The organism is Actinophytocola sp., assembly GCF_035762905.1.
Taxonomy (GTDB): domain Bacteria; phylum Actinomycetota; class Actinomycetes; order Mycobacteriales; family Pseudonocardiaceae; genus DASYTH01.
Map to the genome: position 1 here is coordinate 37,945 of NZ_DASUCC010000024.1, position 26,156 is coordinate 64,100.

The 26,156-nt window shown below is 69.7% G+C and carries 35 protein-coding genes; 30 read left to right on the forward strand and 5 right to left on the reverse strand.

Annotated elements, in window-relative coordinates:
• Nucleotides 1–8 precede the first annotated feature (8 nt).
• From rplV to truA, 28 genes are all read left to right on the forward strand, one after another.
• Complete coding sequence (rplV, locus tag VFV67_RS03030; protein WP_326466998.1) at nucleotides 9–458, forward strand: 50S ribosomal protein L22; 450 nt, start codon at nucleotides 9–11, stop codon at nucleotides 456–458.
• Entirely contained in the window at nucleotides 458–1,336 is an 879-nt protein-coding gene (rpsC, locus tag VFV67_RS03035) for a 30S ribosomal protein S3 (protein ID WP_326466999.1), read from the forward strand. Before rplV ends, rpsC begins: the two co-directional genes overlap by 1 nt.
• A gap of 3 nt (nucleotides 1,337–1,339) precedes the next feature.
• Nucleotides 1,340–1,759 carry a 50S ribosomal protein L16 gene (rplP, locus tag VFV67_RS03040; protein WP_326467001.1) on the forward strand — a complete coding sequence of 140 codons (420 nt, stop codon included), beginning with the start codon at nucleotides 1,340–1,342 and terminating at the stop codon, nucleotides 1,757–1,759.
• Nucleotides 1,759–2,007, forward strand: coding sequence for a 50S ribosomal protein L29 (rpmC, locus tag VFV67_RS03045; protein ID WP_326467003.1), 249 nt, complete (start codon nucleotides 1,759–1,761; stop codon nucleotides 2,005–2,007). Before rplP ends, rpmC begins: the two co-directional genes overlap by 1 nt.
• Nucleotides 2,004–2,297 (forward strand): 30S ribosomal protein S17, encoded by a 294-nt coding sequence (gene rpsQ, locus VFV67_RS03050; protein WP_326467004.1) that lies wholly within the window; start codon nucleotides 2,004–2,006, stop codon nucleotides 2,295–2,297. The genes rpmC and rpsQ overlap by 4 nt, the downstream gene beginning before the upstream one ends.
• Complete coding sequence (gene rplN / locus VFV67_RS03055; protein ID WP_325162124.1) at nucleotides 2,294–2,662, forward strand: 50S ribosomal protein L14; 369 nt, start codon at nucleotides 2,294–2,296, stop codon at nucleotides 2,660–2,662. The genes rpsQ and rplN overlap by 4 nt, the downstream gene beginning before the upstream one ends.
• 1 nt (nucleotide 2,663) lies before the next feature.
• Nucleotides 2,664–2,984 (forward strand): 50S ribosomal protein L24, encoded by a 321-nt coding sequence (rplX, locus tag VFV67_RS03060; RefSeq protein WP_326467006.1) that lies wholly within the window; start codon nucleotides 2,664–2,666, stop codon nucleotides 2,982–2,984.
• On the forward strand, nucleotides 2,984–3,547 hold the full coding sequence (gene rplE, locus VFV67_RS03065) for a 50S ribosomal protein L5 (RefSeq protein WP_326467008.1): 564 nt from the start codon (nucleotides 2,984–2,986) through the stop codon (nucleotides 3,545–3,547). Before rplX ends, rplE begins: the two co-directional genes overlap by 1 nt.
• A gap of 3 nt (nucleotides 3,548–3,550) precedes the next feature.
• Nucleotides 3,551–3,736 (forward strand): type Z 30S ribosomal protein S14, encoded by a 186-nt coding sequence (locus VFV67_RS03070; RefSeq protein ID WP_326467010.1) that lies wholly within the window; start codon nucleotides 3,551–3,553, stop codon nucleotides 3,734–3,736.
• A gap of 86 nt (nucleotides 3,737–3,822) precedes the next feature.
• Nucleotides 3,823–4,221, forward strand: coding sequence for a 30S ribosomal protein S8 (gene rpsH, locus VFV67_RS03075; protein ID WP_326467012.1), 399 nt, complete (start codon nucleotides 3,823–3,825; stop codon nucleotides 4,219–4,221).
• A 9-nt stretch (nucleotides 4,222–4,230) separates the two neighbouring features.
• Complete coding sequence (rplF, locus tag VFV67_RS03080; protein WP_326467013.1) at nucleotides 4,231–4,770, forward strand: 50S ribosomal protein L6; 540 nt, start codon at nucleotides 4,231–4,233, stop codon at nucleotides 4,768–4,770.
• A gap of 2 nt (nucleotides 4,771–4,772) precedes the next feature.
• Nucleotides 4,773–5,207 (forward strand): 50S ribosomal protein L18, encoded by a 435-nt coding sequence (rplR, locus tag VFV67_RS03085; RefSeq protein WP_326467014.1) that lies wholly within the window; start codon nucleotides 4,773–4,775, stop codon nucleotides 5,205–5,207.
• Between the two features lie 33 nt (nucleotides 5,208–5,240).
• Nucleotides 5,241–5,885 carry a 30S ribosomal protein S5 gene (gene rpsE, locus VFV67_RS03090; protein WP_326467016.1) on the forward strand — a complete coding sequence of 215 codons (645 nt, stop codon included), beginning with the start codon at nucleotides 5,241–5,243 and terminating at the stop codon, nucleotides 5,883–5,885.
• A gap of 5 nt (nucleotides 5,886–5,890) precedes the next feature.
• Entirely contained in the window at nucleotides 5,891–6,073 is a 183-nt protein-coding gene (rpmD, locus tag VFV67_RS03095) for a 50S ribosomal protein L30 (RefSeq protein ID WP_326467018.1), read from the forward strand.
• Complete coding sequence (rplO, locus tag VFV67_RS03100; RefSeq protein ID WP_326467020.1) at nucleotides 6,073–6,513, forward strand: 50S ribosomal protein L15; 441 nt, start codon at nucleotides 6,073–6,075, stop codon at nucleotides 6,511–6,513. The genes rpmD and rplO overlap by 1 nt, the downstream gene beginning before the upstream one ends.
• Before the next feature lie 66 nt (nucleotides 6,514–6,579).
• On the forward strand, nucleotides 6,580–7,293 hold the full coding sequence (locus VFV67_RS03105; RefSeq protein ID WP_326467021.1) for a hypothetical protein: 714 nt from the start codon (nucleotides 6,580–6,582) through the stop codon (nucleotides 7,291–7,293).
• Nucleotides 7,294–7,317: 24 nt separating this feature from the next.
• Nucleotides 7,318–7,938: a hypothetical protein gene (locus VFV67_RS03110; RefSeq protein ID WP_326467022.1), complete on the forward strand. Its 621-nt coding sequence runs from the start codon at nucleotides 7,318–7,320 to the stop codon at nucleotides 7,936–7,938.
• Between the two features lie 217 nt (nucleotides 7,939–8,155).
• Nucleotides 8,156–9,487: a preprotein translocase subunit SecY gene (gene secY / locus VFV67_RS03115; protein WP_326467023.1), complete on the forward strand. Its 1,332-nt coding sequence runs from the start codon at nucleotides 8,156–8,158 to the stop codon at nucleotides 9,485–9,487.
• On the forward strand, nucleotides 9,484–10,038 hold the full coding sequence (locus tag VFV67_RS03120) for an adenylate kinase (RefSeq protein ID WP_326467025.1): 555 nt from the start codon (nucleotides 9,484–9,486) through the stop codon (nucleotides 10,036–10,038). The genes secY and VFV67_RS03120 overlap by 4 nt, the downstream gene beginning before the upstream one ends.
• 44 nt (nucleotides 10,039–10,082) lie before the next feature.
• Nucleotides 10,083–10,856 carry a type I methionyl aminopeptidase gene (gene map, locus VFV67_RS03125; protein ID WP_326467027.1) on the forward strand — a complete coding sequence of 258 codons (774 nt, stop codon included), beginning with the start codon at nucleotides 10,083–10,085 and terminating at the stop codon, nucleotides 10,854–10,856.
• Between the two features lie 247 nt (nucleotides 10,857–11,103).
• Entirely contained in the window at nucleotides 11,104–11,325 is a 222-nt protein-coding gene (infA, locus tag VFV67_RS03130) for a translation initiation factor IF-1 (RefSeq protein WP_029136093.1), read from the forward strand.
• Nucleotides 11,326–11,353: 28 nt separating this feature from the next.
• The gene (gene rpmJ / locus VFV67_RS03135; RefSeq protein ID WP_010148647.1) at nucleotides 11,354–11,467 is read left to right on the forward strand and encodes a 50S ribosomal protein L36; all 114 of its coding nucleotides are present in this window, start codon (nucleotides 11,354–11,356) and stop codon (nucleotides 11,465–11,467) included.
• Nucleotides 11,468–11,637: 170 nt separating this feature from the next.
• The gene (gene rpsM, locus VFV67_RS03140) at nucleotides 11,638–12,018 is read left to right on the forward strand and encodes a 30S ribosomal protein S13 (protein WP_326467029.1); all 381 of its coding nucleotides are present in this window, start codon (nucleotides 11,638–11,640) and stop codon (nucleotides 12,016–12,018) included.
• Nucleotides 12,019–12,232: 214 nt separating this feature from the next.
• On the forward strand, nucleotides 12,233–12,637 hold the full coding sequence (gene rpsK / locus VFV67_RS03145; protein ID WP_326467031.1) for a 30S ribosomal protein S11: 405 nt from the start codon (nucleotides 12,233–12,235) through the stop codon (nucleotides 12,635–12,637).
• Between the two features lie 23 nt (nucleotides 12,638–12,660).
• Nucleotides 12,661–13,266, forward strand: a complete 606-nt coding sequence (rpsD, locus tag VFV67_RS03150; RefSeq protein ID WP_326467032.1) for a 30S ribosomal protein S4 — start codon at nucleotides 12,661–12,663, stop codon at nucleotides 13,264–13,266.
• 96 nt (nucleotides 13,267–13,362) lie between these two features.
• Nucleotides 13,363–14,415, forward strand: a complete 1,053-nt coding sequence (locus VFV67_RS03155) for a DNA-directed RNA polymerase subunit alpha (RefSeq protein WP_326467034.1) — start codon at nucleotides 13,363–13,365, stop codon at nucleotides 14,413–14,415.
• A gap of 51 nt (nucleotides 14,416–14,466) precedes the next feature.
• Nucleotides 14,467–15,213, forward strand: coding sequence for a 50S ribosomal protein L17 (gene rplQ / locus VFV67_RS36720; RefSeq protein ID WP_414636158.1), 747 nt, complete (start codon nucleotides 14,467–14,469; stop codon nucleotides 15,211–15,213).
• Nucleotides 15,214–15,284: 71 nt separating this feature from the next.
• Nucleotides 15,285–16,064 (forward strand): tRNA pseudouridine(38-40) synthase TruA, encoded by a 780-nt coding sequence (gene truA / locus VFV67_RS03165; RefSeq protein ID WP_326467072.1) that lies wholly within the window; start codon nucleotides 15,285–15,287, stop codon nucleotides 16,062–16,064.
• Between the two features lie 59 nt (nucleotides 16,065–16,123).
• On the opposite strand, the gene VFV67_RS03170 is transcribed toward truA, so the two are convergent.
• From VFV67_RS03170 to eccE, 4 genes are all read right to left on the reverse strand, one after another.
• Entirely contained in the window at nucleotides 16,124–17,962 is a 1,839-nt protein-coding gene (locus tag VFV67_RS03170; RefSeq protein WP_326467036.1) for a S8 family peptidase, read from the reverse strand.
• A 282-nt stretch (nucleotides 17,963–18,244) separates the two neighbouring features.
• Entirely contained in the window at nucleotides 18,245–19,822 is a 1,578-nt protein-coding gene (locus VFV67_RS03175; protein WP_326467037.1) for a S8 family peptidase, read from the reverse strand.
• 218 nt (nucleotides 19,823–20,040) lie between these two features.
• Nucleotides 20,041–20,787, reverse strand: coding sequence for a hypothetical protein (locus tag VFV67_RS03180; protein ID WP_326467038.1), 747 nt, complete (start codon nucleotides 20,785–20,787; stop codon nucleotides 20,041–20,043).
• Nucleotides 20,788–20,845: 58 nt separating this feature from the next.
• Complete coding sequence (gene eccE, locus VFV67_RS03185; RefSeq protein WP_326467040.1) at nucleotides 20,846–22,096, reverse strand: type VII secretion protein EccE; 1,251 nt, start codon at nucleotides 22,094–22,096, stop codon at nucleotides 20,846–20,848.
• A 289-nt stretch (nucleotides 22,097–22,385) separates the two neighbouring features.
• On the opposite strand from eccE, the gene eccB reads away from it, so the two are divergent.
• Complete coding sequence (gene eccB / locus VFV67_RS03190) at nucleotides 22,386–24,002, forward strand: type VII secretion protein EccB (RefSeq protein ID WP_326467041.1); 1,617 nt, start codon at nucleotides 22,386–22,388, stop codon at nucleotides 24,000–24,002.
• Nucleotides 24,003–24,198: 196 nt separating this feature from the next.
• Here eccB and VFV67_RS03195 read toward each other — a convergent pair whose 3' ends face one another.
• Entirely contained in the window at nucleotides 24,199–25,281 is a 1,083-nt protein-coding gene (locus VFV67_RS03195; RefSeq protein ID WP_326467043.1) for a magnesium and cobalt transport protein CorA, read from the reverse strand.
• Nucleotides 25,282–25,649: 368 nt separating this feature from the next.
• Between VFV67_RS03195 and VFV67_RS03200 the strand changes: the two genes are divergently transcribed.
• Nucleotides 25,650–26,153, forward strand: coding sequence for a MaoC family dehydratase (locus VFV67_RS03200; RefSeq protein ID WP_326467044.1), 504 nt, complete (start codon nucleotides 25,650–25,652; stop codon nucleotides 26,151–26,153).
• Nucleotides 26,154–26,156 lie beyond the last annotated feature (3 nt).

Genomic DNA, 26,156 nt, shown 5'->3' on the forward strand with positions numbered 1-26,156 from the left:
GCAACGCGATGAACGCCCGCAACGCAGAGGTGGCGCAGGAGGAGCTCCCGCGCGCCATCGCTCGGGCTCGCTACGTCCGGGCCACCCCGATGAAGGTGCGCCGGGTCGTCGACCTCATCCGGGGTCGCAGCGCCAGCGATGCCCTGGCCGTGCTCCAGTTCGCCCCGCAGGCCGCAAGTGAGCCGGTGGCCAAGGTGCTCGCCAGCGCCGTGGCCAACGCCGAGAACAACCTCGACCTCGACCCGGACACGCTCTGGGTGAGCGCGGCCTACGTGGACGAGGGCCCGACCCTCAAGCGGTTCCGGCCGCGCGCGCAAGGTCGCGCCTACCGGATCCGCAAGCGCACCAGCCACATCACCATCGAGCTCGAGTCGATCAAGATCGAGAAGAAGCCCGCGAAGGCTGCGACCGCCAAGAGCGGCGGCCGCAAGTCCAGTGCGAAGAGGAGTGCCAGCTAGTGGGACAGAAGATCAACCCGCATGGCTTCCGGCTGGGGATCACCACCGACTGGAAGTCCCGCTGGTACGCCGACAAGCAGTACGCGGAGTACGTGGCGGAGGACGTCAAGATCCGCCGTCTGCTCTCCAAGGGCATGGAGCGGGCCGGCATCTCCAAGGTGGAGATCGAGCGCACCCGGGACCGGGTGCGGGTCGACATCCACACCGCCCGGCCGGGCATCGTGATCGGCCGGCGCGGCGCCGAGGCCGACCGGATCCGCGGCGAGCTGGAGAAGCTGACCCGCAAGCAGGTGCAGCTGAACATCCTCGAGGTGAAGAACCCCGAGGCGGACGCGCAGCTGGTCGCCCAGGTGACCGCCGAGCAGCTGTCCAACCGGGTGTCGTTCCGCCGCGCGATGCGCAAGGCCATCCAGTCGGCCATGCGCTCGCCGCAGGTCAAGGGCATCCGGGTGCAGTGCAGCGGCCGGCTCGGCGGTGCCGAGATGTCCCGCTCCGAGCACTACCGCGAGGGCCGGGTGCCGCTGCACACGCTGCGCGCCGACATCGACTACGGCTTCTTCGAGGCCCGCACCACCTTCGGCCGGATCGGCGTCAAGGTGTGGATCTTCAAGGGTGACGTGGTCGGCGGCCGGCGCGAGCGGGACACCGCGGCGCACGCGCCCGAGCAGCGCGCCCCGCGGCGCGAGCGGCCGACCAGGGCTCGCCGGTCCGGCGCGACCGGCACCACCCCCACCGGCACCGATGCGGGTCGTGCGGACGCGGCCGCGGCAGCGTCCGCCGAGCAGGCGGCGGCCGAGACCAACAACGCGGCGACCAACGGTGTCGGCGAGGCGCCGCGGGCAGCCAACCAGGCCGACACGGAGAACGGGGAGGGCTGAGTCGTGCTCATCCCACGCAAGGTGAGGCACCGCAAGCAGCACCACCCGAAGCGGGCGGGTGCGGCCAAGGGCGGTACCCGGGTCAACTTCGGCGAGTACGGCATCCAGGCGCTGTCGCCTGCGTACGTGACGAACCGGCAGATCGAGTCCGCACGTATCGCCATCAACCGGCACATCCGCCGTGGCGGCAAGGTGTGGATCAACATCTTCCCGGACCGGCCGCTGACCAAGAAGCCGGCCGAGACCCGGATGGGTTCCGGCAAGGGCTCGCCGGAGTACTGGATCGCCAACGTCAAGCCGGGCCGGGTCATGTTCGAGCTGAGCTTCCCGAACGAGACCGTGGCGCGTGAGGCACTGCGCCGGGCCATGCACAAGCTTCCGATGAAGTGCCGCATCGTCACGCGCGAGGGTGGTGACTTCTGATGGCATCCGGTATCCAGGCCGCCGAGCTGCGCGAGCTCAACGACGAGGAGCTGGTGCTGCGGTTGCGCGAGTCGAAGGCGGAGCTGTTCAACCTCCGGTTCCAGATGGCCACCGGTCAGATGGACAACAACCGCCGGCTGCGCACGGTCCGGCACGACATCGCCCGGATCTACACCGTGATGCGCGAGCGCGAGCTAGGCCTCTCGGTGTCCCCCGACGAGGCGCCGAACAGTGAGGGTGTGGCATGACCGAGCCGATCGACACCGGCGAGATCTTCCATGACAAGAGCCGTGGCCGCCGCAAGGTGCGCGAGGGCCTCGTGGTGTCCGACAAGATGAACAAGACGATCGTGGTCGCCCTCGAGGACCGCAAGAAGCACCCGCTGTACGGCAAGGTGATGCGGTCCACCACCAAGGTGAAGGCGCACGACGAGGAGAACACCGCCGGCATCGGCGACCGCGTGCTGCTGATGGAGACCCGGCCGCTGTCGGCCACCAAGCGCTGGCGACTCGTGAAGATCGTGGAGAAGGCGAAATGATCCAGCAGGAGTCCCGACTGCGGGTCGCCGACAACACCGGTGCCAAGGAGATCCTGTGCATCCGGGTGCTCGGCGGTTCGGCGCGTCGCTACGCGGGCATCGGCGACATCATCGTCGCGACGGTCAAGGACGCGATCCCGGGTGCCGCCGTGAAGAAGGGCGACATCGTCAAGGCGGTCGTGGTCCGCACCGCGAAGGAGAAGCGCCGTCCGGACGGCAGCTACATCCGGTTCGACGAGAACGCCGCGGTGCTGATCAAGCCGGACAACGAGCCGCGCGGCACCCGCATCTTCGGTCCGGTCGGCCGCGAGCTGCGCGACAAGAAGTTCATGAAGATCATCTCGCTGGCACCGGAGGTGCTCTGACATGAAAATCAAGAAGGGCGACACCGTGCTCGTCATCGCGGGCAAGGACAAGGGCGCCCGGGGCAAGGTCATCCAGGCCTACCCGAAGGACGACAAGGTGCTCGTGGAGGGCGTCAACCGGGTCAAGAAGCACACCCGGATCACCCAGACCCAGCGCGGCGCGAAGTCCGGCGGGATCATCACGCAGGAAGCGCCGATCCACGTCAGCAACGTGATGCTGGTCCACGACGGCAAGCCGGTCCGGGTCGGCTACAAGATCAACGATGACGGCCGCAAGGTGCGCATCGCCAAGGGCCCGCACGGGAAGGGGAAGGAGATCTGATGAGTACCGCAGAGAAGCTCGTTCCCCGGCTGAAGACCCGCTACCGCAAGGAGATCGTGCCGGCGCTGCAGAACGACTTCAAGTTCGGCAACGCGATGCAGATCCCCCGGGTGGTCAAGATCGTGGTCAACATGGGCGTCGGCGACGCCGCCCGGGACGGCAAGCTGATCGAGGGTGCGATCCGCGACCTGGCCACCATCACCGGCCAGCGGCCGGAGGTCCGCAAGGCGCGCAAGTCCATCGCGCAGTTCAAGCTGCGCGAGGGCATGCCGATCGGCGCCAAGGTCACCCTGCGCGGCGACCGGATGTGGGAGTTCCTGGACCGGCTGCTGACCATCGCGCTGCCCCGTATCCGCGACTTCCGTGGCCTGTCGCCCAAGCAGTTCGACGGCAACGGCAACTACACCTTCGGTCTCAACGAGCAGTCGATGTTCCACGAGATCGACCCGGACAGCATCGACCGGCAGCGCGGCATGGACATCACGCTCGTCACCACCGCGGTCAACGACGAGGAGGGCCGGGCGCTCCTGCGGCACCTGGGCTTCCCGTTCAGGGAGAACTAGCCAATGGCGAAGAAGGCTCTGGTCCACAAAGCGGCGCGCAAGCCGAAGTTCAAGGTGCGGGCGTACACCCGCTGCCAGCGCTGCGGCCGGCCGCGCGCGGTGCTGCGCAAGTTCGGCCTGTGCCGGATCTGCGTGCGGGAGATGGCGCACCGCGGTGAGCTGCCCGGCGTGAGCAAGTCCAGCTGGTGAGGCTCCAGCTCCCCTCCACGACTCCAGAGGTTCGCCACAGGCCCGGCCCGGCCGGGAACCACGGCGAGAAAGGTTGACAGGTCACCATGACGATGACCGACCCGATCGCAGACTTCTTGACTCGTCTGCGCAACGCGAACTCGGCGTACCACGACGAGGTCGTCCTGCCGCACTCCAAGCTCAAGGCGAACATCGCGGAGATCCTCAAGCGTGAGGGCTACATCACCGGTTACCGCAGCGAGGACGCCGAGCAGGGCAGGAACCTGATCGTGGAGCTCAAGTACGGCCCCAACCGGGAGCGGAGCATCGCCGGCTTGCGCCGCGTGTCCAAGCCCGGGTTGCGGGTCTACGCCAAGTCGACCGGTTTGCCCAAGGTGCTCGGCGGCCTCGGCGTGGCGATCATCTCGACGTCGTCCGGGCTGCTCACCGATCGGCAGGCCGGCAAGCAGGGTGTGGGCGGGGAAGTCCTCGCCTACGTCTGGTAAGGGGAACCCATGTCGCGCATCGGAAAGCTGCCGATTCCGGTTCCGTCCGGAGTGGACGTGACGATCGACGGGCAGCAGGTCACGGTGAAGGGGCCCAAGGGCACCCTGTCGCACACCGTCGCCGAGCCGATCTCGGTCGAGCGGGCCGAGGACGGCACGCTCGCGGTGACGCGCCCGAACGACGAGCGCCAGAACCGCGCCCTGCACGGGTTGACCCGGTCCCTGGTGAACAACCTGGTCGTCGGCGTCACCGACGGATACGAGAAGAAGCTGGAGATCTACGGCGTCGGTTACCGCGTCGTGCTCAGGGGCAGCGACCTCGAGTTCTCGCTCGGCTTCAGCCACCCGGTGAAGGTCAGCCCGCCGGAGGGGATCACGTTCACGGTCGAGGCCGCGACTCGGTTCTCCGTGCAGGGCATCGACAAGCAGCGAGTCGGCGAGGTGGCCGCGAACATCCGCAAGCTGCGCAAGCCCGACCCGTACAAGGGCAAGGGTGTGCGCTACGCCGGCGAGAAAATCCGCCGCAAGGTCGGAAAGACGGGTAAGTGATCATGGCTGAAGCAACTGTGGCCCAGCGCGGCTCTGACAAGCAAGCCGCGCGAACCAAGCGCAAGCCGGTGGGCAAGGACATCTCCACCCGGCGCCGGATCGCCAAGACCCGCCGGCACTTCCGGCTCCGCAAGCGGGTCGGCGGCACGCCGGAGCGGCCCCGCCTCGTGGTCACCCGGTCCTCCCGGCACATCGTCGCGCAGCTCGTCGACGACCTCGCCGGCCACACGATCGCCTCGGCGACCAGCCTGGAGGCCGACGTGCGGGCCGTGGACGGCGACAAGAAGGCGAGGTCGGCCAAGGTCGGCCAGCTGCTCGCCGACCGGGCCAAGAGCGCCGGGATCAGCCGGGTCGTGTTCGACCGCGGCGGCCACGACTACCACGGCCGGATCGCGGCGCTGGCCGACGCGGCCCGCGAAGCCGGGCTGGAGTTCTGACATGCAGAGTGACAAGACGGGAAGGAACGCCTGATGCCGGGACGTACACGGCAATTCGGCGGCGGTCAGGGCGGCCAGGGTGGCGACCGCGGAGAGCGCGGCGACCGCCGGGACCGCCGGGACCGGCGCGACAGCGGCCGTGGCGGGGCGGCCCAGGAGAAGACCCCGCACATCGAACGGGTCGTGGCGATCAACCGGGTCGCCAAGGTCGTGAAGGGTGGTCGCCGGTTCAGCTTCACCGCGCTGGTCGTGGTTGGCGACGGTGACGGCATGGTCGGGGTCGGCTACGGCAAGGCCAAGGAGGTGCCGGCCGCGATCGCCAAGGGCGTCGAGGAGGCGAAGAAGAATTTCTTCCGCGTTCCCCGGATCGGCGGCACCATTCCGCACCCCATCCAGGGTGAGGAGGCGGCCGGCGTGGTGCTGCTTCGCCCGGCCAGCGCCGGTACCGGTGTCATCGCCGGCGGCCCGGTCCGCGCGGTGCTGGAGTGCGCCGGTGTCCACGACGTGCTGTCCAAGTCGCTCGGCAGCGACAATGCGATCAACATCGTGCACGCGACCGTGGCCGCGCTGAAGGGCCTGCAGCGTCCGGAGGAGGTGGCCGCCCGCCGCGGCCTGCCGCTCGAGGACGTGGCCCCGGCCGGAATGCTGCGCGCGCGGGCCGCCGGGCAGGGAGCGTGAGTGCCATGGCCAAGCTCAAGGTGACCCAGATCAAGAGCACCATCGGGACCAAGCGGAACCACCGCGAGTCGCTGCGTACGCTCGGCCTGCGCAAGATCCGCCAGTCGACGGTGCGTGAGGACACCCCCGAGGTCCGCGGCCTGATCCACACGGTGCGGCACCTCGTGACCGTCGAGGAGATCGACTGATGGCAATCAAGATCCATCACCTGCGCCCGGCGCCCGGGTCCAAGACCGAGAAGACCCGGGTGGGCCGCGGTGAGGGCTCGAAGGGCAAGTCCGCCGGTCGCGGCACGAAGGGCACCAAGGCCCGCAAGAACGTGCCGGTGGCGTTCGAGGGCGGCCAGATGCCGATCCACATGCGGCTGCCCAAGTTGCGTGGGTTCCGCAACCGTTTCCGCACCGAGTACCAGCCGGTGAACGTCGGCGACATCGCGCAGCTGTTCCCCGAGGGCGGCACGGTCGGCGTCGACGAGCTGGTGGCCAGCGGCGCGGTGCGCAAGAACAAGCTGGTGAAGGTGCTCGGCAACGGCGACGTGTCGGTCAAGCTGGACGTCACGGCGCACGCCTTCTCGAAGACGGCCACGGAGAAGCTGACCGCGGCCGGCGGTACCGCCACCACGCTGTAACCGCATTCTCGAGCGACGGCCGGTAGGGGCATCCCTGCCGGCCGTTTTTCGTGCCAGTATCGGTTCATGGATCCGTCGCCCCGTGACACCCGGGCCGGCGCGGCCGGTGTCCTCTTTGGTTTCACCGCCGCCGTTCTGACCGTGATCGGATCGTTCCAGCTGCTGGTCGACGTGCAGCAGAACAGCATCCATTTCACGGTGAGCAGCTGGGCGGTGCGGGCGTACAGCACGCCGTCCGGGGCCGAGGTGGAGGCCGGCTTCGCCGAGCCGCTGAACGGCGTGCCGCTGGTCGCCGCGGCCGCGGTGCTGCTGGCCGCGCTGCTGGTGGTGGCGTTGCCGGGCAGTGAACGGGTGCGCCGCAGGGCCGGGATGATCGCCGTGTTGTCCGTGGCGTTCCTGGCCGCGACCGTGTTCGGGGCCGCCCTGGAGCAGCGCTGGTGGCTGGACACCTTCGAGCCGCCGCTGTCGTCCCGGGTGCCGGGCACGGCCGAGTACTCGGAGCGGGGCGGACCGGCGCTGTGGACGCTGTTCATGGCGGTCGGGTTGGCCGCCCTGGCCGCGGTGGTCGGCTGGCGGATGTCGCGGAGCCCGGTGGCGCGGGTGGAGCCGGACACGCCGGTCCTGGGCGTCCCCGAGGCGGCGGGGGTGCACCGGTTGCCGGATCTGCCGGCGGACGACGGGGCGGTGGTGCACCGGTTGCCGGATCTGCCGGCGGACGAGGGGGCGGCGGTGGTGCACCGGTTGCCGGATCTCCCGGCGGACGAGCCCGACCATCGGTAGCCGGTTCGTGTCACCATCGGGGTCATGGAATCGTGGCCACGCGGCACCCGGGCCGGCGCGGCCGGTGTGCTGTTCGGTCTCACCGCCGCCGTCCTGACCGTGATCGGGTCGTTCCAGGTGCTGGCCGACGTGCGGCAGGCCGACTTCCGTCTCACGATCACCAGCTGGGACGACTTCATGGAGGCGATCCCGTCCCGGCTCGAACTGGCCGGCAGCCCCGGCACGCCGCTGCTCGGCGTGCCGCTGGTCGCCGCGGCCGCGGTGCTGCTGGCCGCGCTGCTCGCGGTGGCGCTGCCGGGCGACGAGCGGCTGCGCCGGGCGGCCGGGATGGCCGCCGTGGTGGCCGCCGCGTTCCTGGCCGCGACCGTCTGTGCGGCCGGCCTTGTGCAGCGGTTCTGGCTGGCCGCCTTCGACCGGTCGCTCGGGGGCGAGGGCGCCCAGGTGGGCCAATGGGTGCGCGGGGGGCCGGCCCTGTGGACGCTGCTCATGGCGGCCGGGCTGTCCGCCGTGGCCGCCGTGGTGGGCTGGCGGGCATCCCGGAACCTGGCGGAGCGGGTGGAGCCGGACACCCCGGTGCTGGGGACCCCCGAGGTGGTGGTACATCGGCTGCCGGACGCCCCGGCCAACCAGCCCGACCAGTGCTAGCCAAGGCCTCATCCAGGGGATCGGCTCAATCTCTACCTGCCCTGGGGTGCAACTGCGGGGCGTGACCCTGTTAGAGTCGTGAGCACGCTTCGGGTGGAGTGTCCCCCGAAGCGTTCCTGGCTTGCCGGCTCCTGGTGGCCAGGCCGTGTTCCTGCCGGCCCCAAACCGGCTAAGCCGCTCACCGGCGCGAATGCCGGTGACGCCGAGGAGGTCTCGCGTGCTCAGCGCCTTCCGCTCGGCTCTCGCGACGCCGGATCTGCGCCGCAAGATCCTGTTCACCCTGATGATCATCGCGGTGTACCGGATCGGGGCCACCCTGCCGTCGCCCGGGGTCTCCTACCCCAACGTGCAGAAGTGCATCGCAAGCGTCGAAGACCAGGGCGTGTTCCAGCTGCTCAACCTGTTCAGCGGTGGCGCGCTGCTGCAGCTGTCACTGTTCGCGCTGGGGATCATGCCCTACATCACGGCCAGCATCATCATTCAGTTGCTCACCGTGGTCATCCCGCGGTTCGAGCAGCTGAAGAAGGAAGGCCAGGCCGGCCAGGGCAAGCTGACCCAGTACACCCGCTACCTGACCATCGGCTTGGCCATCCTGCAGGCCACCGGCATCGTGGCGATGGCCGACCGCGGCCAGCTGTTCGGCAACTGCACCGACCCGGTCACCGGCCAGCCGATCGACATCATCCCCAACAACTCCGTCTGGGACCTGACGATCATCGTCATCACGATGACCGCCGGCACCGCGGTCATCATGTGGCTTGGTGAGCTGATCACCGAGCGGGGCGTCGGCAACGGCATGTCGCTGCTGATGTTCGTCAACATCGCGGCCCGGATCCCGGTCGAGGGTGCCAACATCTGGAAGCAGGACACCACCGGTGGCCTGATCTTCACCGCGGTCTGCGCGTTCGGTCTGCTGATCATCGTCAGCGTGGTGTTCGTCGAGCAGGGCCAGCGCCGCATCCCGGTGCAGTACGCCAAGCGCATGATCGGCCGGCGGATGTACGGCGGGACCTCGACCTACCTGCCGCTGAAGGTCAACCAGGCCGGCGTCATCCCGATCATCTTCGCGTCCTCGCTGCTGTACCTGCCGGACCTGATCTCCCGGCTGGTCGGCACCACGGAGAACTCCTGGTGGCAGCGCACCATCAACACGTACCTGGTGCCGCAGGACAGCCCGGTGCACATCGCGGTGTACTTCGGCCTGATCATCTTCTTCACGTACTTCTACATCACGATCACGTTCAACGTGACCGAGCGGGCCGACGAGATGAAGAAGTTCGGCGGCTTCATCCCGGGCATCCGTCCGGGCCGGCCGACCGCCGAGTACCTGAACTTCGTGCTCAGCCGGATCACCCTGCCCGGCTCGATCTACCTGGGCATCATCGCGATCCTGCCCAACTTCTTCCTGGATCTCACCGGTGAGGGCCAGAACCAGAACTTCCCGTTCGGGGGTACCGCAGTATTGATCATGGTCGGTGTCGGACTGGACACGATCAAGCAGATCGAGAGCCAGCTGATGCAGCGCAACTACGAAGGGTTCCTCAGATGACGCGGGTCGTTCTCGTTGGTCCGCCTGGGGCAGGCAAGGGCACTCAGGCAGCGACGTTGAGCGACAGGCTCGGAGTTCCGCACATCTCCACCGGAGAGCTGTTCCGGCAGCACATCGGGGAGGAGACGGAACTCGGCCACCGGGTGAAGGGGTACCTCGACGCCGGCCGGCTGGTGCCGGACGAGCTGACCAACGAGCTGGTCCGGGAGCGGCTGGCCCAGCCGGACACCGTGCGCGGCTTCCTGCTCGACGGGTTCCCGCGCAACGTCAGCCAGGCCGACCTGCTCAAGCAGATCCTGGCCGAGACCGACGACGTGCTGGACGCGGTGATCGAGCTGCAGGTGGACGAGGACGTCCTGGTCAGCCGGCTGATGGCCCGGGGCCGGGCGGACGACACCGAGGACGTCATCCGGCACCGGCAGCAGGTGTACCGGTCGGAGACCGCACCGCTGCTGGACTACTACCAGGACCTGCTGGTCACCGTGGACGGCGTCGGCGAGGTCGACAAGGTCACCGACCGGCTCCTGGCCGCGCTGCGCGACCGGAAGTGACTCGCGGTGGACTGCTCGGCGGGCTCCGGCACTGGCGTGCCCGCATGATCGAGATCAAGTCCACCGACCAGCTGGCCGCGATGCGCGGCGCCGGTCTCGTGGTGGCCAAGGCGCTGGCCCTGATGACCGACGCGGTGCGGCCCGGGGTGAGCACGGCCGAGCTGGACGAGCTGGCCGAGCAGACCATCCGGGACGCCGGCGCGGTGCCGTCGTTCAAGGGCTACCAGGGCTTCCCGGCCAGCATCTGCGCCTCGGTGAACGAGCAGGTGGTGCACGGCATCCCGAGCCGGAGCCAGGTGCTCGCCGACGGCGACCTGATCTCGATCGACTGCGGCGCGATCCTGGACGGCTGGCACGGCGACGCCGCGGTCACCGTCCCGGTCGGCACCGCCGGCCCGGCCGATCTCGAGCTGTCCGAGGCGACCAGGCGGGCCATGCTGGCCGGCATCGCGGCGATCCGCCCGGACGGCCGGCTCACCGACATCTCGCACGCGGTGGAGACCGCGGCCCGCACCGCCGGACGTGAACACGGCCGCCGGTACGGCATCGTGAAGGAGTACGGCGGCCACGGCATCGGCACCGCCATGCACATGGAGCCGTTTCTGCCCAACTACGGCCGCCCGGGCAAGGGCACCCGGCTGCGGGTCGGCATGGCGGTCGCCATCGAGCCGATGCTCACCCTCGGCTCGCCGAGCACCGACGAACTGGCCGACGGCTGGACCGTGGTCACCACCGACGGCTCTCGTGCCGCGCACTGGGAGCACACGGTCGGCATCACCGAGGACGGCCCCTGGGTGCTCACCGCCCCGGATGAGTGACCCCGGAGTCGGCGCGGTCTGCTGAGCGGTCCGGACCGGGCGGCACCACGGCTGGCCACTGCTTCGCCGATGCCGGTCGCTGACCCCCCCGATTTGGGGTCACCCGCACGCCACGCGTACACTAGATCGGTGGCGCACCCGTTGCGCCGGATCAGTCGTGCGTATCACCCAACTGGGTAACGCTGGGCGTCGCGCGCGCTGACCACCATGGAACAGTACCTGAACAACGTCACGAAACGCGGAGGACATGGGCAAGAAGGACGGGGCCATCGAGGTCGAAGGTCGCGTGGTCGAGCCACTCCCCAACGCGATGTTCCGCGTCGAGTTGGAGAACGGGCACAGGGTCCTCGCGCACATCAGCGGCAAGATGCGTCAGCACTACATCCGCATCCTGCCCGAGGACCGGGTGGTCGTGGAGCTTTCGCCCTACGATCTGTCCCGCGGCCGAATCGTCTACCGCTACAAGTGACCCCGCGCCCAAGCAGGAGACCAAGGACGTGAAGGTCCAGCCAAGCGTCAAGAAGATCTGCGACAAGTGCAAGGTGATCCGCCGTCACGGGCGGGTCATGGTGATCTGCGAGAACCTGCGCCACAAGCAGCGCCAGGGCTGATCGCCGGCACGTCGCGGCCGACGCACCAGAAACAACTACAGAGGACCTCCCAATACCTGCCGGACCACACGGGTCCGGTTCACCCCCGGAGTCCAGGCCGGGGCCCGGGCTAACAGAGTCGGCCCGGGACGGTGTGGGAGCAGACCTGGAACGAACCATTTAGAGGAGATATGGCACGACTCGCTGGCGTCGACCTCCCCCGCGAGAAGCGGATGGAGATCGCGCTGACCTACATCTACGGCATCGGCCGTACCCGAGCCAAGGAACTGTTGGCCGCCACCGGGGTGAGCCCGGACTTGCGCGCCCGCGACCTCTCCGACGAGGACGTGATCAGGCTGCGTGACTACATCGAGGAGAACTTCAAGGTAGAGGGTGACCTCCGCCGCGAGGTGAACGCCGACATTCGACGCAAGATCGAGATCGGCTGTTACGAGGGCCTGCGGTGGCGCCGCGGTCTGCCGGTCCGTGGTCAGCGGACCAAGACCAACGCCCGCACCCGCAAGGGCCCGAAGAAGACGGTCGCCGGAAAGAAGAAGGCCGGGAAGAAGTGAGCAAGACCCGCGGCAGTGTCGTCGCCATCGTCACGCAACGGCGACGGAACCGGCCCTTCGTGGCCATGCAGGTCGCTCCCAAGTGCCCGCGTCCGCAGGCACTTCGTGAGCTCTACCTGGACGCCGGGTCCCGCATCCGGCGCAGCGGGTCGGGATCCGACCACGAGACCACGTCTTCCACCTCGCGCTGAAGCTCAGGAGAGAAACCCACAACATGCCACCGAAGTCACGCACTGGCGCCGTCAAGAAGGTTCGGCGCAAGGAAAAGAAGAACGTCTCGCATGGCCACGCGCACATCAAGAGCACGTTCAACAACACGATCGTCTCGATCACGGACCCGAACGGCAACGTGATCAGCTGGGCCTCCAGCGGCCACGTCGGCTTCAAGGGGTCCCGGAAGTCCACGCCGTTCGCCGCGCAGATGGCCGCCGAGAACGCCGCTCGCAAGGCGGCCGAGCACGGCATGCGCAAGGTCGACGTGTTCGTCAAGGGCCCCGGTTCCGGCCGGGAAACCGCGATCCGTTCGTTGCAGGCCGCCGGCCTCGAGGTCGGCACCATCCAGGACGTGACCCCGCAGCCGCACAACGGTTGCCGCCCGCCGAAGCGGCGCCGGGTCTAGGGCTACGGGGAGGAGAACAAACGATGGCTCGTTACACCGGCCCCGCGACCCGGATCTCGCGCCGGCTGAAGGTCGACCTGGTCGGCGGCGACCAGGCCTTCGAGCGCCGCCCCTACCCGCCCGGCCAGCACGGCCGCGGCCGGGTCAAGGAGAGCGAGTACCTGCTGCAGCTCCAGGAGAAGCAGAAGGCCCGCTACACCTACGGCGTGCTCGAGCGCCAGTTCCGCCGCTACTACGAAGAGGCCACCCGGCAGAAGGGCAAGACCGGTGAGGTCCTGCTGCAGCTGCTGGAGCGCCGGCTGGACAACGTCGTGTACCGGGCGGGCCTGGCCCGCACCCGGCGGCAGGCGCGCCAGCTGGTCAGCCACGGTCACTTCGTGGTCAACGGCAGGAAGGTGAACATCCCGAGCTTCCAGGTGTCCAAGTTCGACATCATCGACGTGAAGCCGAAGTCGGCGAACACCCTGCCGTTCGAGGTCGCCAAGGCGACCTTCGGCGACCGCCCGATCCCCGGGTGGCTGCAGGTCCTCCCGAACACCCTGCGGATCCTGGTGCACCAGGTTCCCGAGCGGGCGCAGATCGACGTGCCCGTGCAGGAGCAGCTCATCGTCGAGTTCTACTCGAAGTGAGTCGCGACCCGCGTCCGTCCACCGTGGACGGACGCGGGGTGCACATCCCGGTGGCGTCATATGGCGGGCGCCCCTAGGTAAAGGAAGAACGACACAGTGCTGATCTCACAGCGACCGTCCCTCGGTGAGGAGCCGGTCAACGAAACACGCTCGCGGTTCGTGATCGAGCCGCTCGAGCCCGGCTTCGGTTACACGCTGGGCAACTCCCTGCGGCGCACGCTGCTGTCCTCCATCCCCGGCGCCTCGGTGACCAGCATCCGCATCGACGGCGTGCTGCACGAGTTCACCACGGTGCCCGGCGTCAAGGAGGACGTCACCGACATCATCCTCAACCTCAAGGAGCTGGTGGTCAGCTCCGAGGAGGACGAGCCGGTCACCATGTACCTGCGCAAGCAGGGCCCCGGCGAGGTGACCGCGGGCGACATCGTGCCGCCGGCCGGCGTCACCGTGCACAACCCCGACCTGCACATCGCCACCCTGAACGGCAAGGGCAAGCTGGAGATCGAGCTGGTGGTCGAGCGCGGCCGCGGCTACGTGCCGGCCGTGCAGAACAAGCAGGCGGGTGCCGAGATCGGCCGGATCCCGGTCGACTCGATCTACTCGCCGGTGCTGCGGGTGACCTACAAGGTCGAGGCCACCCGAGTCGAGCAGCGGACCGACTTCGACCGGCTGATCCTGGACGTGGAGACCAAACCGTCGATCACGCCCCGGGACGCGGTCGCCTCCGCCGGCAAGACCCTGGTCGAGCTGTTCGGCCTGGCCCGCGAGCTGAACGTGGACGCCGAGGGCATCGAGATCGGCCCGTCGCCGCAGGAGGCGGACACCATCGCCGCCTACGCGATGCCGATCGAGGACCTCGACCTCACCGTGCGCTCGTACAACTGCCTCAAGCGCGAGGGCATCCACACGGTCGGCGAGCTGGTCTCGCGCAGCGAGGCCGACCTGCTCGACATCCGCAACTTCGGTGCCAAGTCGATCGACGAGGTCAAGATGAAGCTGGTCGGCCTCGGCCTCGCGCTCAAGGACAGCCCGCCCGGGTTCGACCCGTCCGCGGCCGCGACCGACTACGGCAGCGACGGGTGGTCGGACGTCAGCACCGACACCCACCACGACGACGGCCAGGACTACGCAGAGACGGAGCAGCTCTGACCGCTGTCCACAGTGGACGGTCCGGAGCGGTGATTTCCACAAGGAGTATCGATGCCCACCCCAACCAAGGGTGCCCGTCTCGGCGGGTCGCCGGCCCACGAGCGGCTGATGCTGGCCAACTTGGCCACGTCGCTGTTCCAGCACGGCCGGATCCACACCACCGAGACCAAGGCGAAGCGGCTGCGCCCGTTCGCCGAACGTCTGATCACCAAGGCGAAGCGGGGTGACCTGCACAACCGCCGGCTGATCATGCGGGTGATCCGGGACAAGGAGGTCGTGCACCGCCTGGTCACCGAGATCGGACCGTTCTACGGCGACCGCAACGGTGGCTACACCCGGATCGTGAAGACGATGCCGCGCAAGGGCGACAACGCCCCGATGGCGATCATCGAGCTGGTCCAGGAGAAGACCGTCACGGCCGAGGCCGAGGCGGCCCGCAAGACCCGGTTCGCCAAGGACGAGAAGAAGGCCAAGGACACCGCCGCCCAGCCGGCCGAGTCCGACGTGGACACCGACGCCGCGGTCGAGCCGGCCGCGGTGGACGAGTCGGTCGAGGTCGAGGAGAGCGTCTCCGACGACGAGCACCCGTACGGTCAGGGCAGCCACGCCGCCCTCGAGGACGGCTCGCAGCCGGAGGGCTTCCCGATCAAGGGCAACGCCGACTCGATGCTCTACCACCTGCCGGACACCGAGTACTACGACCGGACCGTGGCCGAGGTGTGGTTCGCCACCGAGGAGGACGCGGAACAGGCCGGGTTCTCGTTGCCGCCGTCGCAGGAGGACGAGGACCAGTCCTGACCGGCGCGTTCGACACCGCTGACCGCGAGCCCGCCACCCCGGATGGGGGTGGCGGGCTCGCGCGGTTCCGGCTGGACATCGCCTATGACGGCACCGAGTTCTCCGGCTGGGCCCGACAGCCCGGCCGGCGCACGGTCTGCGGGGTGATCGAGTACGCGCTGTCCAACGTGCTGCGCCGGCACGTCCGGCTGACCGTGGCCGGGCGCACCGACGCCGGCGTGCACGCCAGCGGCCAGGTGGCGCACGCCGACCTGCCGGCGGAGACCGAGCCCGAGCCGCTGACCAACCGGCTGGGCCGGGCCCTGCCGGACGACGTCCGGGTCACCGCCGTGCGCCCGGTGCCGGCCGAGTTCGACGCCCGGTTCGCGGCGCTGCGCCGGCACTATGTCTACCGGCTGACCGACACCCCCTGGCGGGCGCAGCCGCTGCTGCGCCGGCACGTCGTGTCCTGGCCGCGCCCGCTGGACCTGGCGGCGATGACCGATGCGTCGGCCATGCTGCTCGGCGAGCACGACTTCGTGGCGTTCTGCAAGCGGCGCGAGGGCACCACCACCGTGCGCGAGCTGCAACGGCTGGACTGGCGCCGGGCCGGCGACGTGATCGAGGCGCACGTGTCGGCCGACGCGTTCTGCCACTCCATGGTGCGCAGCCTGGTCGGCGCGCTGCTCACGGTCGGCGAGGGGCGCAAGCCGCCGGCCTGGCCGGCGTCCCTGCTGGCCATGACCGAACGGCCGAGCACGGTCGCCGTGGCCCCGGCGCACGGCCTGATTCTGGTCGGCGTCGACTACCCGCCGGACGCGGAGCTGGCCGCGCGGGCCGCGGTCACCAGGAACCTGCGCGGAGCACCGTGACGGCCGTCGCCCTCCGTGGAGGAGAGGACGACGGCCGGCACAGCTGGTGAATTACCCGGTCAGATGTCCAGCGTCCAACTGTTGAGGAATCCGGTGTCCAGGAACGCGGCGTCGCGGACCCGCAGGGTCCAGGTGCCGTTGGCCGTCTCGGTTGCCAGGTTGCGGGTGAAGACCTGGTCGATGTTGTCGGCGCTGCCGCCGGCCCGGTTGTGCAGGTTGTAGACCGTGCCGTCCGGGGCCAGCAGGTCGACCACCAGGTCGCCCCGCCAGGTGTGCACGATGTGCACCTCGATGGTGCTCGTCGCCGATGCGGTGCCCGAGCAACCCGCGATGACGATCGTGCTGGTCACCGTGGCCAGGTCCGGAATCTGCACGTCGGTGCCGTTGGTCACCGGCGCGCATCCGGTACCCGGGTTGTTGATCGTCCAGGAGAACGAGGTGCTCCCGCTCTGGCCGGCCGAGTCGGTCGCGGTGGCGCTCACGGCGAACGTGCCCGCGGTCGTCGGCGTGCCGGAGATCAGACCGGTCGAGGCGTTGATCGACAGGCCGGTGGGCAGCCCGGTGGCCGACCAGGTGTACGGCGGGGTGCCGCCGGAGGCGGTCAGCTGCAGGCTGGCCGGGGATCCGACGGTGCCGGTCTGGTTGCCCGGGTTGGTCACCGCGGGGGCGCCCGGGTTGGCATTGCCGGGGTTGGTGAACAGCAGCCGGTTCGGCGAACCGGTGCCCGGGTTGGTGATCTTGTTCGAGGTGGAGTTGGCCACCAGTGCGGCGGCCACGGCGGCCGGCGAGTCGTTCGGATGGGTGGCCAGCCACAGTGCCGCCCCGCCGGCCACGTGTGGGGTGGCCATCGAGGTGCCGCTGATCGTGTTGGTGGCGGTGTCGTTGGTCATCCAGGCCGAGGTGATGCCGACGCCGGGGCCGAAGATGTCCGTGCAGGTGCCGAAGTTGGAGAACGACGCGCGGACGTCGCTGATGTCCGACGCGTTCACCGTGATCGCCTCGGCCACCCGGGCCGGGGTGAAGTTGCAGGCGTTCTGGTTGGAGTTGCCGGAGGCGATCGCGTAGGTGACGCCGTCGGCGATGGAGTTGCGCACCGCGTTCTCGGTGGCGACGTCTGAGCCGGCGGCGCCGAGGCTCATGTTGGCCACGGCCGGGCCGGAGGTGTGGTGCTGGGTCACGAAGTCGATGCCCTGGGCCACGCCGGCGAAGCTGCCGGAACCGGCGCAGTTGAGCACCTTCACCGCGAACAGCTGCACGCCCTTGGCCAGACCGTACTGCGAGCCGCCGATGGTGCCGGCGACGTGGGTGCCGTGCCCGTTGCAGTCGGTGTTGTTGCCGTCCCCGGTGGTGTTGGTCAGCCAGGTGGCCCGGCCACCGAAGGTCTGGTGGCTGATCCGGATGCCGGTGTCGATCACGTAGGCGGCCACGTTGTTGGCCGTCGTGTCGAAGGTGTAGCTGCTGCTCAGCGGCAGGTCGCGCTGGTCGGCCCGGTCCAGGCCCCAGGAGGGCGGGTTCGGTTGCACGTCAAGGGCGTGCACCACCCGGTCCTGCTGGACGTAGGCCACCGCGGGGTCGGCGGCGACCCGGCGGGCCTGCTGCTCGGTCATCGCGGCCGCGTAGCCGTGCAGCGCGGCGCGATAGGTGTACCTGGCCTGGCCGCCGTACTTCGCCGTGGTGTTCTGCACCTGGCCGTCCACGGTCTGCGCGGACACCGAGTCGGCGAACACGACGACGTAGCTACCGGGAATCGCATCGGCCGAACCGGCGTAGAGCACCTGGCCCTCGGCCGCCGCCGGCGACGCCATACCCACGGTCGCCGCGACGGTCGCCGCCGCGACGAATCCCAGCCCGGCCAGGCGGCCTAAGCGGCCCCTCCGGGATCGAGCGACTACACCCATTGCACAGCTCCTTGTCGCAGGGCACATGCGACCCCCGCCCTCGTGGGGTCGCATGTGGATGGAGATGGTGGTGGGACGTTCGCGAACGAACTGAACTCAGGTTCAGGCCCGAAGGCCCGTAACGCAAGAGAGTCGGACCGCTTCGTAGGGTCGCCTTATGAACAGTACGAATGAAATTTGGGAATGGATTGGTCTGTTCGGCGTATAGCTGGCTGTGGCCGTTGTCGGCAGGTGCCCGGCAACGGCCACATCCGGTCAGACCTCGCGGTCCGGGCTACCGGCTCACAGGTCCAGCGTCCAGCTGTCGATCCGGCCCACGTCGGCCGCCGCGGCGTCGCGGACCCGCAGGGTCCAGGTGCCGTTGGCGGTCTCGGTGGCCAGGTTGCGGGTGAAGACCTGGTCGATGTTGTCGGCGCTGCCGCCGGCCCGGTTGTGCAGGTTGTAGACCGTGCCGTCCGGCGCGACCAGGTCGACTACCAGGTCACCGCGCCAGGTGTGCACGATGTGCACCTCGACCGTGCTGCTGGCCGAGGCGGTTCCGGTGCAGCCGGAGATGGCGATCGTGCTGGTCACCGTGGCCAGGTCCGGGATCGCCACGTCGGTGCCGTTGGTGACGGCCGGGCACGGCCCTGGCTGCGGCGGGGTGCCCCCGGCGCCGGTGAACAGCAGCGTGTTCGGCGAGCCGGTGCCCGGGTTGGTGATCTTGTTCGGGGTGCCGGTGCCGGTCAGCGCGGTCTGCACCGCCGCGGGCGTCGCGGTCGGGTTGGCGGCCAGGAACAGCGCCGCCGCGCCGGCCACGTGTGGGGTGGCCATCGAGGTGCCGCTGATCGTGTTGGTGGCGGTGTCGTTGGTCATCCAGGCCGAGGTGATGCCCTCACCCGGGGCGAAGATGTCGGTGCAGGTGCCGAAGTTGGAGAACGAGGCACGCGCGTCGGTGCGGGTGCTGGCGTTGACCGTGATCGCCTCGGCGACCCGGGCCGGGGTGAAGTTGCAGGCGTTCTGGTTGGAGTTGCCGGAGGCGATCGCGTAGGTGACGCCGTCGGCGATGGAGTTGCGCACCGCGTTCTCGGTGGCCGCGTCGGAACCCGCGGCGCCGAGGCTCATGTTGGCCACGGCCGGCCCGGAGGCATGGTGCTGGGTTACTGCGTCGATGCCCTGGGCCACGCCGGCGAAGCTGCCGGAACCGGCGCAGTTGAGCACCTTCACCGCGAACAGGCGGACGCCCTTGGCCAGACCGTACTGCGAGCCGCCGATGGTGCCGGCGACGTGGGTGCCGTGCCCGTTGCAGTCGGTGTTGTTGCCGTCCCCGGTGGTGTTGGTCAGCCAGGTGGCCCGGCCGCCGAAGGTCTGGTGGCTGATCCGGATGCCGGTGTCGATCACGTACGCGCTGACGTTCTCGGCGGTCGTGCTGTACGAGTAGTTGCTGTTCAGCGGCAGATCCCGCTGGTCGACCCGGTCCAGGCCCCACGACGGCGGGTTCGGCTGGTCGATCAGCGCGTGCACCACCCGGTTCTGCTGCACGTAGGCCACGGCCGGGTCGGCGGCGACCTGCTTGGCCTGCTGCTCGCTCATCGTGGCGGTGTAGCCGCGCAGCGCCGACCGGAAGGTGTAGTCGGCCGTGCCGCCGTACTTCGCGGTCGAGGACTGCACCTGGCCGTCCACGCTCTGCGTGGTCACCTGGGCGTCGTTGAACACGACGACGTAGCTGTTCGGGATCGCGTCCGCCGATCCGGCGTAGAGCACCTGGCCCTCGGCCGCCGCCGCGGGTGCGGCCGCGCCGATCGCGGTGGCCACGGCCGCGGCCGCGACGAACCCGAGGCCGGCGACGCGTCGGAACGCTCTGTCGCGAGTTTCTGCCATGTTGGGTATCTCCTTTGCAGGGCGTGCGCGACCGCCAGCCCTCGCCCGTGGCCGCACACGGAGGTGATACGCAAAAGACTTGTCGACGACTACCGGTTACGCAAGCGAGCCGGAACGTTTCTCACCGTTGCCATGAACAGTTAGGTCCACACGGGAACGTTTTGCGCCGACCGGCGCAGAAAATGCCGCCGGATGCGGCGTGTCGCAGCCGGCCGTGATCAGTCCCCGCGCCGCACCGGGCCCAGGATCTGCTGCTCGCGTGGCGTCGTGACCAGGGTGAACGGTTTCCACAGGTTGCGGCCGAGGGCCACCACCTGCTCGTCGGAGAGCGTGGTCAACTGGTGCACCATCGGCGGGGGCAGCCGCCAGATTCGGGCGGCGAGCTGAGCCTGCCCGACCGGAAGCCGTTGCAGCAGCACCAGATCCGCGGCGTTGGCGGTCGCGCCGGCCTGCGGGTGCATGTACGGCAGCACGTACACCGTGGTCTGCCACGGCGACCGCGGCGGGAACAGCTCCTGCGGCGTCGGGCCGCCGTCGTGCACCACCAGCAGCGGACCGTCCTCGGACGGCCGGGGCAGCTCGACCGGGCTCAGCCGGCGGATCTGCACCAGCGGCGCGGGCCGGCCGTCCGGCCCGGTGCCCGCCGCCTTCTGCAGCACCTGCCAGGCCGCCGGGCGCCCGGTGGCGATCACCACCCAGGCGCCGACCGCCATCGCCCGCAGCGCCACCTGGCGGGCAAGGTACAGCCCACCGACGACGACGATCCGGGTCGGCGCCGGCCGCAGCGCCGACATGGTCAGCGGCTCGCCCTGCAACCCGGACCCGAGCACCATCCCGCCCCGGTCCCCGGACGGGCTCACCGCGTCCAGCATCGCCGGCGACACCAGGAACTCCGCAGCGATCCCGCGGTCCCCACCCTGCGTGTCCAGCAGCCGGCTCGACCCGGTCTTGTTCGGCCCGCTCATGGTGTGTCCTTTTGGCTCGATCCGCTCGGGTGAGCGGGCCGTGGGGCGGTGCCTTCCCTCATGCTCGGGCTCCCAGTGGGAGGGTGGCGGCCAGGCCGGCGATCTGCAGGCCGCGCAGCGAGGTCAGGGTGATGCCGAGGCGGTCGGCGATGGCGGACAGCCGCTCGTCGGCGTGCACCAGTTCGCGCGGCGTGCGGGCGCTCACTCGGACCAGCCCGCGCAGGCCGACCTGGTTGTCCTCGTTGCCCGGCGACACCGAAAGCGCCACCGTCGCGGACAGGGCACGCACGCCGGTCAACGCGTTGAGGCTGGTGGCCGCCTTGCCCCGTGGCCAGCCGGTGACCGCGTAGCTGGCATGGCCGATCCCGGCCACGGTCACGCCGGTCCACCGCTCGCGCAGCCCGATCCGCATGGTGGCCCCGTCGGTCGAGGTGGCGCCGGCCGCCGCGGTCAGCTCGGCCGCCGAGATGCCGGCCTTGAGCAGTTCGTCCGGATCGAGCGGTCGGGTCGGCACGCCGCGCGACTCCAGGGCGTTGCGCACCCGGGACAGCGCGCCGATCAGCGCCCGGTGCGCGCCGACCACGCCGCCGCCGCGCTCCCGGACCGCGGCCGGGCAGCGCCGCGGGTCCAGCCGGACCGCCACCCAGGTGGTGCGCCGGGCCGCCGCCGGCAGCGGGCCGAGCACCTCCATGTACGAGGCCAGCGCGGGAGAGTTGGACGGCAGCGCCGCGCTGCCGGGGTAGCAGTGCCAGATCACCTGAATCGTGTCCAGCACCACGCCGCGGTCCTCGAGGCACGGCGCCAGCGCGCCGAGCGGCAGGTTCGGCGCCCCGCCGATCTGGCTGACCAGGGCCGGGGCCGGATCGACCAGCAGCACCGCGGTCCAGGTGCCCTCGTGCCAGGCCAACCCGAGCGGGTGCCGCTCGTGGTCGACGGCGTGTGCGACCACCAGGTCCGGCACCATCACCCGGAGCAGCCCCACCCGCGGGTCGTCCGGGCCGGTGACCGTGGAGCCCTCGGCCTCGGCCAGCGACTGCACCGACACGTGGTCGGTGGCCCGGCTGACCCGGCTGTGCGAGCGGAACGCGTAGCGCGCGGTGAGCCCGATCCACTGGGTGAACCAGCGGCCGTTCCAGCGCACGAACGCCACCAGCAGGGCGACGACGGCGATGCCGATCGCCACCCACTTCAGGTCCAGGTTGATGGCCAGCAACACCAGCCCGATCGCCACCCCGACCTCGAGCACCACCAGGTTGGTCACCGGCAGCGCACCCAGGCTCGCGCCACTGGTCCGGCGCCGGGCGGACATCACCGGACCCGGCCGGGCGGGCGGGGTCGGCTGGCGGGGAGTGCCCTTCGGCGGCGGACCGCCGCCGGGACCACCCGGTCCGCCAGGTCCCCCGGGACCGCCACGGGGCCGCGGAGGTTGCCCCGGCGGCATCCCGCCCTGTCGTGGAGGCGTCGTCACCGACATCCGCTCGCTATCTCCCCTGGTCATCAACTCGTCGCGCGGGGTTTATCGCGGAACCCACGTGCGCGTCAGCCGGTCCGGCTATTCTGCGAAACCGTACCGCGAGTGGGAGAGCTGCAGGCCGAGAATGCCGTCAACACCGACTACCAAATCACAGGTCCAGGCGTACCGGTTCGTGCTGCGCCGCATGCAGTCGGCGCTGGTGCGCAAAGACGCCGTGATGCTGCACGACCCCATGCGCACGCACACCCGCGCCACGGTCGTCGGGATCTGTCTTGCCGCCGTCGGCGTGGTCGGGTTCCTGATCTGGGGGCTGCTCAGCCAGGACCCGAAGCCGCCGGACGAGGGCATCGTGATCAGCAAGCAGTCCGGCCAGGTCTACGTGCTGATCAACGAGCCGCGGCAGCTGATCCCCACGTTCAACCTGGCCTCGGCCCGGTTGCTGCTCTTCTCCCGGCAGAACCCGGGCGCCGAGCAGCAGGGCGGCACCGCCACGCAGATCCGGGCCGGCAACACCGGCGTGGTCCAGCCCACGATGGTGGACGAGGACGAGCTGCGGGACATCCCGCGCGGCCGGCTGACCGGGATCCAGAACGGGCCGTCCGTGCTGCCCGGCAACGACCAGCGGATCGCGTCCCAGTGGGCGGTGTGCGACGAGTACATCCTCGACCGCAGCCTGAACAACCCGGCCAGCGAGAACCGGGTGGAGACCACCGTGCTTGCCGGCGTTGCGGAGCTCGGTCCCGAGCTGACCCTGACCACCGCGCTGCTGGTGCAGGCGCCGGATGACACGGCGTACCTGGTCTACCGCACCCCGGAGACCGCCAACATCCGCAACGCCAACGCGGTGCGGGCCAAGGTCGACATGAGCAAGGGCGCGGTGCGGGCGGCGCTCAACCTGGACGCCGGCAGCCTCCGCAAGATCACCATCGGGATGTTGAACGCGATCCCGGAGGCGCCCGAACTGCGGCCGCCGCCGATCAGGGGGAGCGGTGAGACCCCGGCCGGGTTCAGCGTGCAGAACCTCAAGGTCGGCGCGGTGTTCCAGGTCGAGCGGGCCGGCGCGGCCGAGCAGGACATCTACGTGGTGCAGCGGGACGGGATCGAGCCGATCAAGCGGAGCACCGCCGACCTGATCCGGTTCACCGAGTCGCTCAACGCCCGCGAGATCCCGACGGTGCCGCCGTCGGCGATCACCCAGGTGCCGAACAAGAACGTCGACGTGATCGAGGACGACGACTTCCCGGCCGCCCAGCCCGAGATCCTCACCCCGGTGTCCAACCGGGTGGCCTGCCTCGGCTGGACCGTGCGGGGCGAAGGGGACAACGCCGAGTCGCACACCGCCGTGCACGTCGGCATCGAGGTCCCGCTGCCGCGCAAGGCCGACGGCAGCCGCTACACCAGCGTCGGGATCAGCACCCCGGGCGCCAACGGCCAGCGCATCGACCACTTCTTCATGCCGCCCGGCCGCGCCGCCGTGGTCCGCGGCGCCTCGTCCAAGGTCGACTTCGGCACCGGCCCGATCTACCTGGTCTCCGACACGGGCGTGAAGTACGGCGTTCCCGACCTGCAGACCGCCGAGGTCCTCGGCCTGTCCAACCAGATCCCCGCCTACCTGGCGATCACCGACCTGCTGCCGAACGGCGCGCAACTGAGCGCCCAGGCCGTCAAACAGACCTACGACTCGGTCCCGGTCGCCCCCGGCGTGTTCCCCACCGGTCAGGCCGGAGTCGGCGGCAACTGAACCGCCCGGCTCACACGCCGGGGGCGGCACCCTCGCCCTCGGCGATCAGCACCGTGATCATGGTGATCCAGCAGACCACGAAGGTGATGATCCAGAACCAGTACTTGGTGAGCAGGCGGACCATGGGGAAGCCTCCATCGAGGGAGTCGGCGGAATCCGGTGTGGCGCGCTGGGTGGCCGGGAACGGCGCACCCAGCTAGAGCCATCGGTTTCGCCGGAAGGTCCGGTAGAGGATCAGACAGGCCACCAGGATCAGCACCATCACCAGCGGATAGCCGAAGTGCCAACGCAGCTCGGGCATGTAGTCGAAGTTCATCCCGTAGACCCCGACCACCATGGTCGGCACCGCGATGATCGCCGCCCACGAGGTGATCTTGCGCATGTCCGCGCTCTGCTGCAGCGTGATCTTCGCCAGGGTCGCGTCGACCAGTGTGGTGAGCAGCTCGTCGAAGCTGGCCACGTGCTCGGACACGGTGGTCAGGTGATCGTCCACGTCCCGGAAGTAGGACCGCACCGCGTCCGGAATCAGCGGCGAGTACCCCTCGGCCAGCCGCCGCAACGGATTGGCCAGCGGCGTCACCGACCGGCGCAGCTCGAGCACCTCGCGCTTCATCAGGTACATCTGCTCGGCGCCGATCGGGCTGTTCGGCGCGAACACCATCGACTCGATCTCGTCGATGTCCTCCTCGATCGCCCCGGTCACCGCGAGGTAGCTGTCCACCACCCGGTCGGCGATCGCGTGCAGCACGGCGGCCGGCCCGTGGCCGAGGCGTTCCGGGTCGGCCTCGAGGTCGGCGCGCAGGCCGTGCAGGGCGGTGTGCTGGCCGTGTCGCACGGTGACGATGAAGTCCCGGCCGAGGAAGGCCATGATCTCGCCGGTCTCCACGATCTCGTTGGCCGTGGTCGGCGACTCGTGCTCGACGTACCGCACGGTCTTGAGCACCATGAACAGGGTCTCGTCGTAGCGCTCGAGCTTGGGCCGCTGGTGGGCGACGACGGCGTCCTCGACCGCGAGCGCGTGCAGCCCGAACGTCTCGGCGATGCCCTGGATCTGCTCCTGGTCCGGCTCGAACACGCCGATCCAGACGAACCCCTCGCCGCGCTCGCGGACCTCGGTGATGGCCTCGGCGTGCGTGCGCCCCCCGGGCAACCGCTCACCCGCCACGTAGACCGCGCAGTCCACGACGTACGCGGACAACGGCGCCTGCGGCACGGCGTTGGTGGAGGCGTTCCGGTTGGTCCGGCCGCGCAGACCGGACAGCGAAGGAATGGACGGCATGTGGTCCTCCAGCAGCTCACGTCGTCGATGGACGCGTCCCGGCCGGCGCCACGGGCCTGGTCAGGCCGGGTGACCTCGGAAGACTCCGGTGGGGACGCGGCTGGTACTGCACCCGCTCGCGCTGTCGGCGGTATGGGGATCGCCCATGCGTCCTCACCTCCTCGGGTCCCGGTGCTGAAGACACCAATTGGCCAGAGTACCCCCCACTCGATCAGCCACCTAACCACGCGGCGTGCGCCTCAGCGCTCGATGGTTCGCTCGCGAGCCCGCTCACATCCCCGGTGCCGTCCCTCACAGACCAGTTGCGCAGGCCTGGTGGGCGGCGGGCAGACTGTGCACGTTTCCCCGCTCGGAGCCGGAGGCATGGCGTGCAGTTCGGTCGGTACTACGAGGAGTTCGAGGTCGGCGCGGTGTACAAGCACTGGCCGGGCAAGACGGTGACCGAGTACGACGATCACCTGTTCTGCCTGCTGACGATGAACCACCATCCGCTGCACATGGACGCGAACTACGCTGAGAACACCACCGACTTCGGCCGCAACGTCGTGGTGGGCAACTACGTGTACTCGCTGGTGCTCGGCATGTCGGTGCCCGACGTGTCCGGCAAGGCGATCGCCAACCTCGAGGTCGAGTCGCTGCGGCATCTCAAGCCGACCTTCCACGGGGACACGATCTACGGCGAGACCGAGGTGCTGGACAAGACCCCGTCGAAGTCCAAGGACGACCGGGGCGTGGTGTACGTGGAGACCCGCGGCTACAAGCAGGACGGCACCGTGGTGCTCAGCTTCCGCCGCAAGGTGATGGTGCCCAAGCGGTCCTACGGTGAGGCGCGCGGCGGCGAGCAGCCGGGCCGCCCGGTGCCACGCGACTGAAAG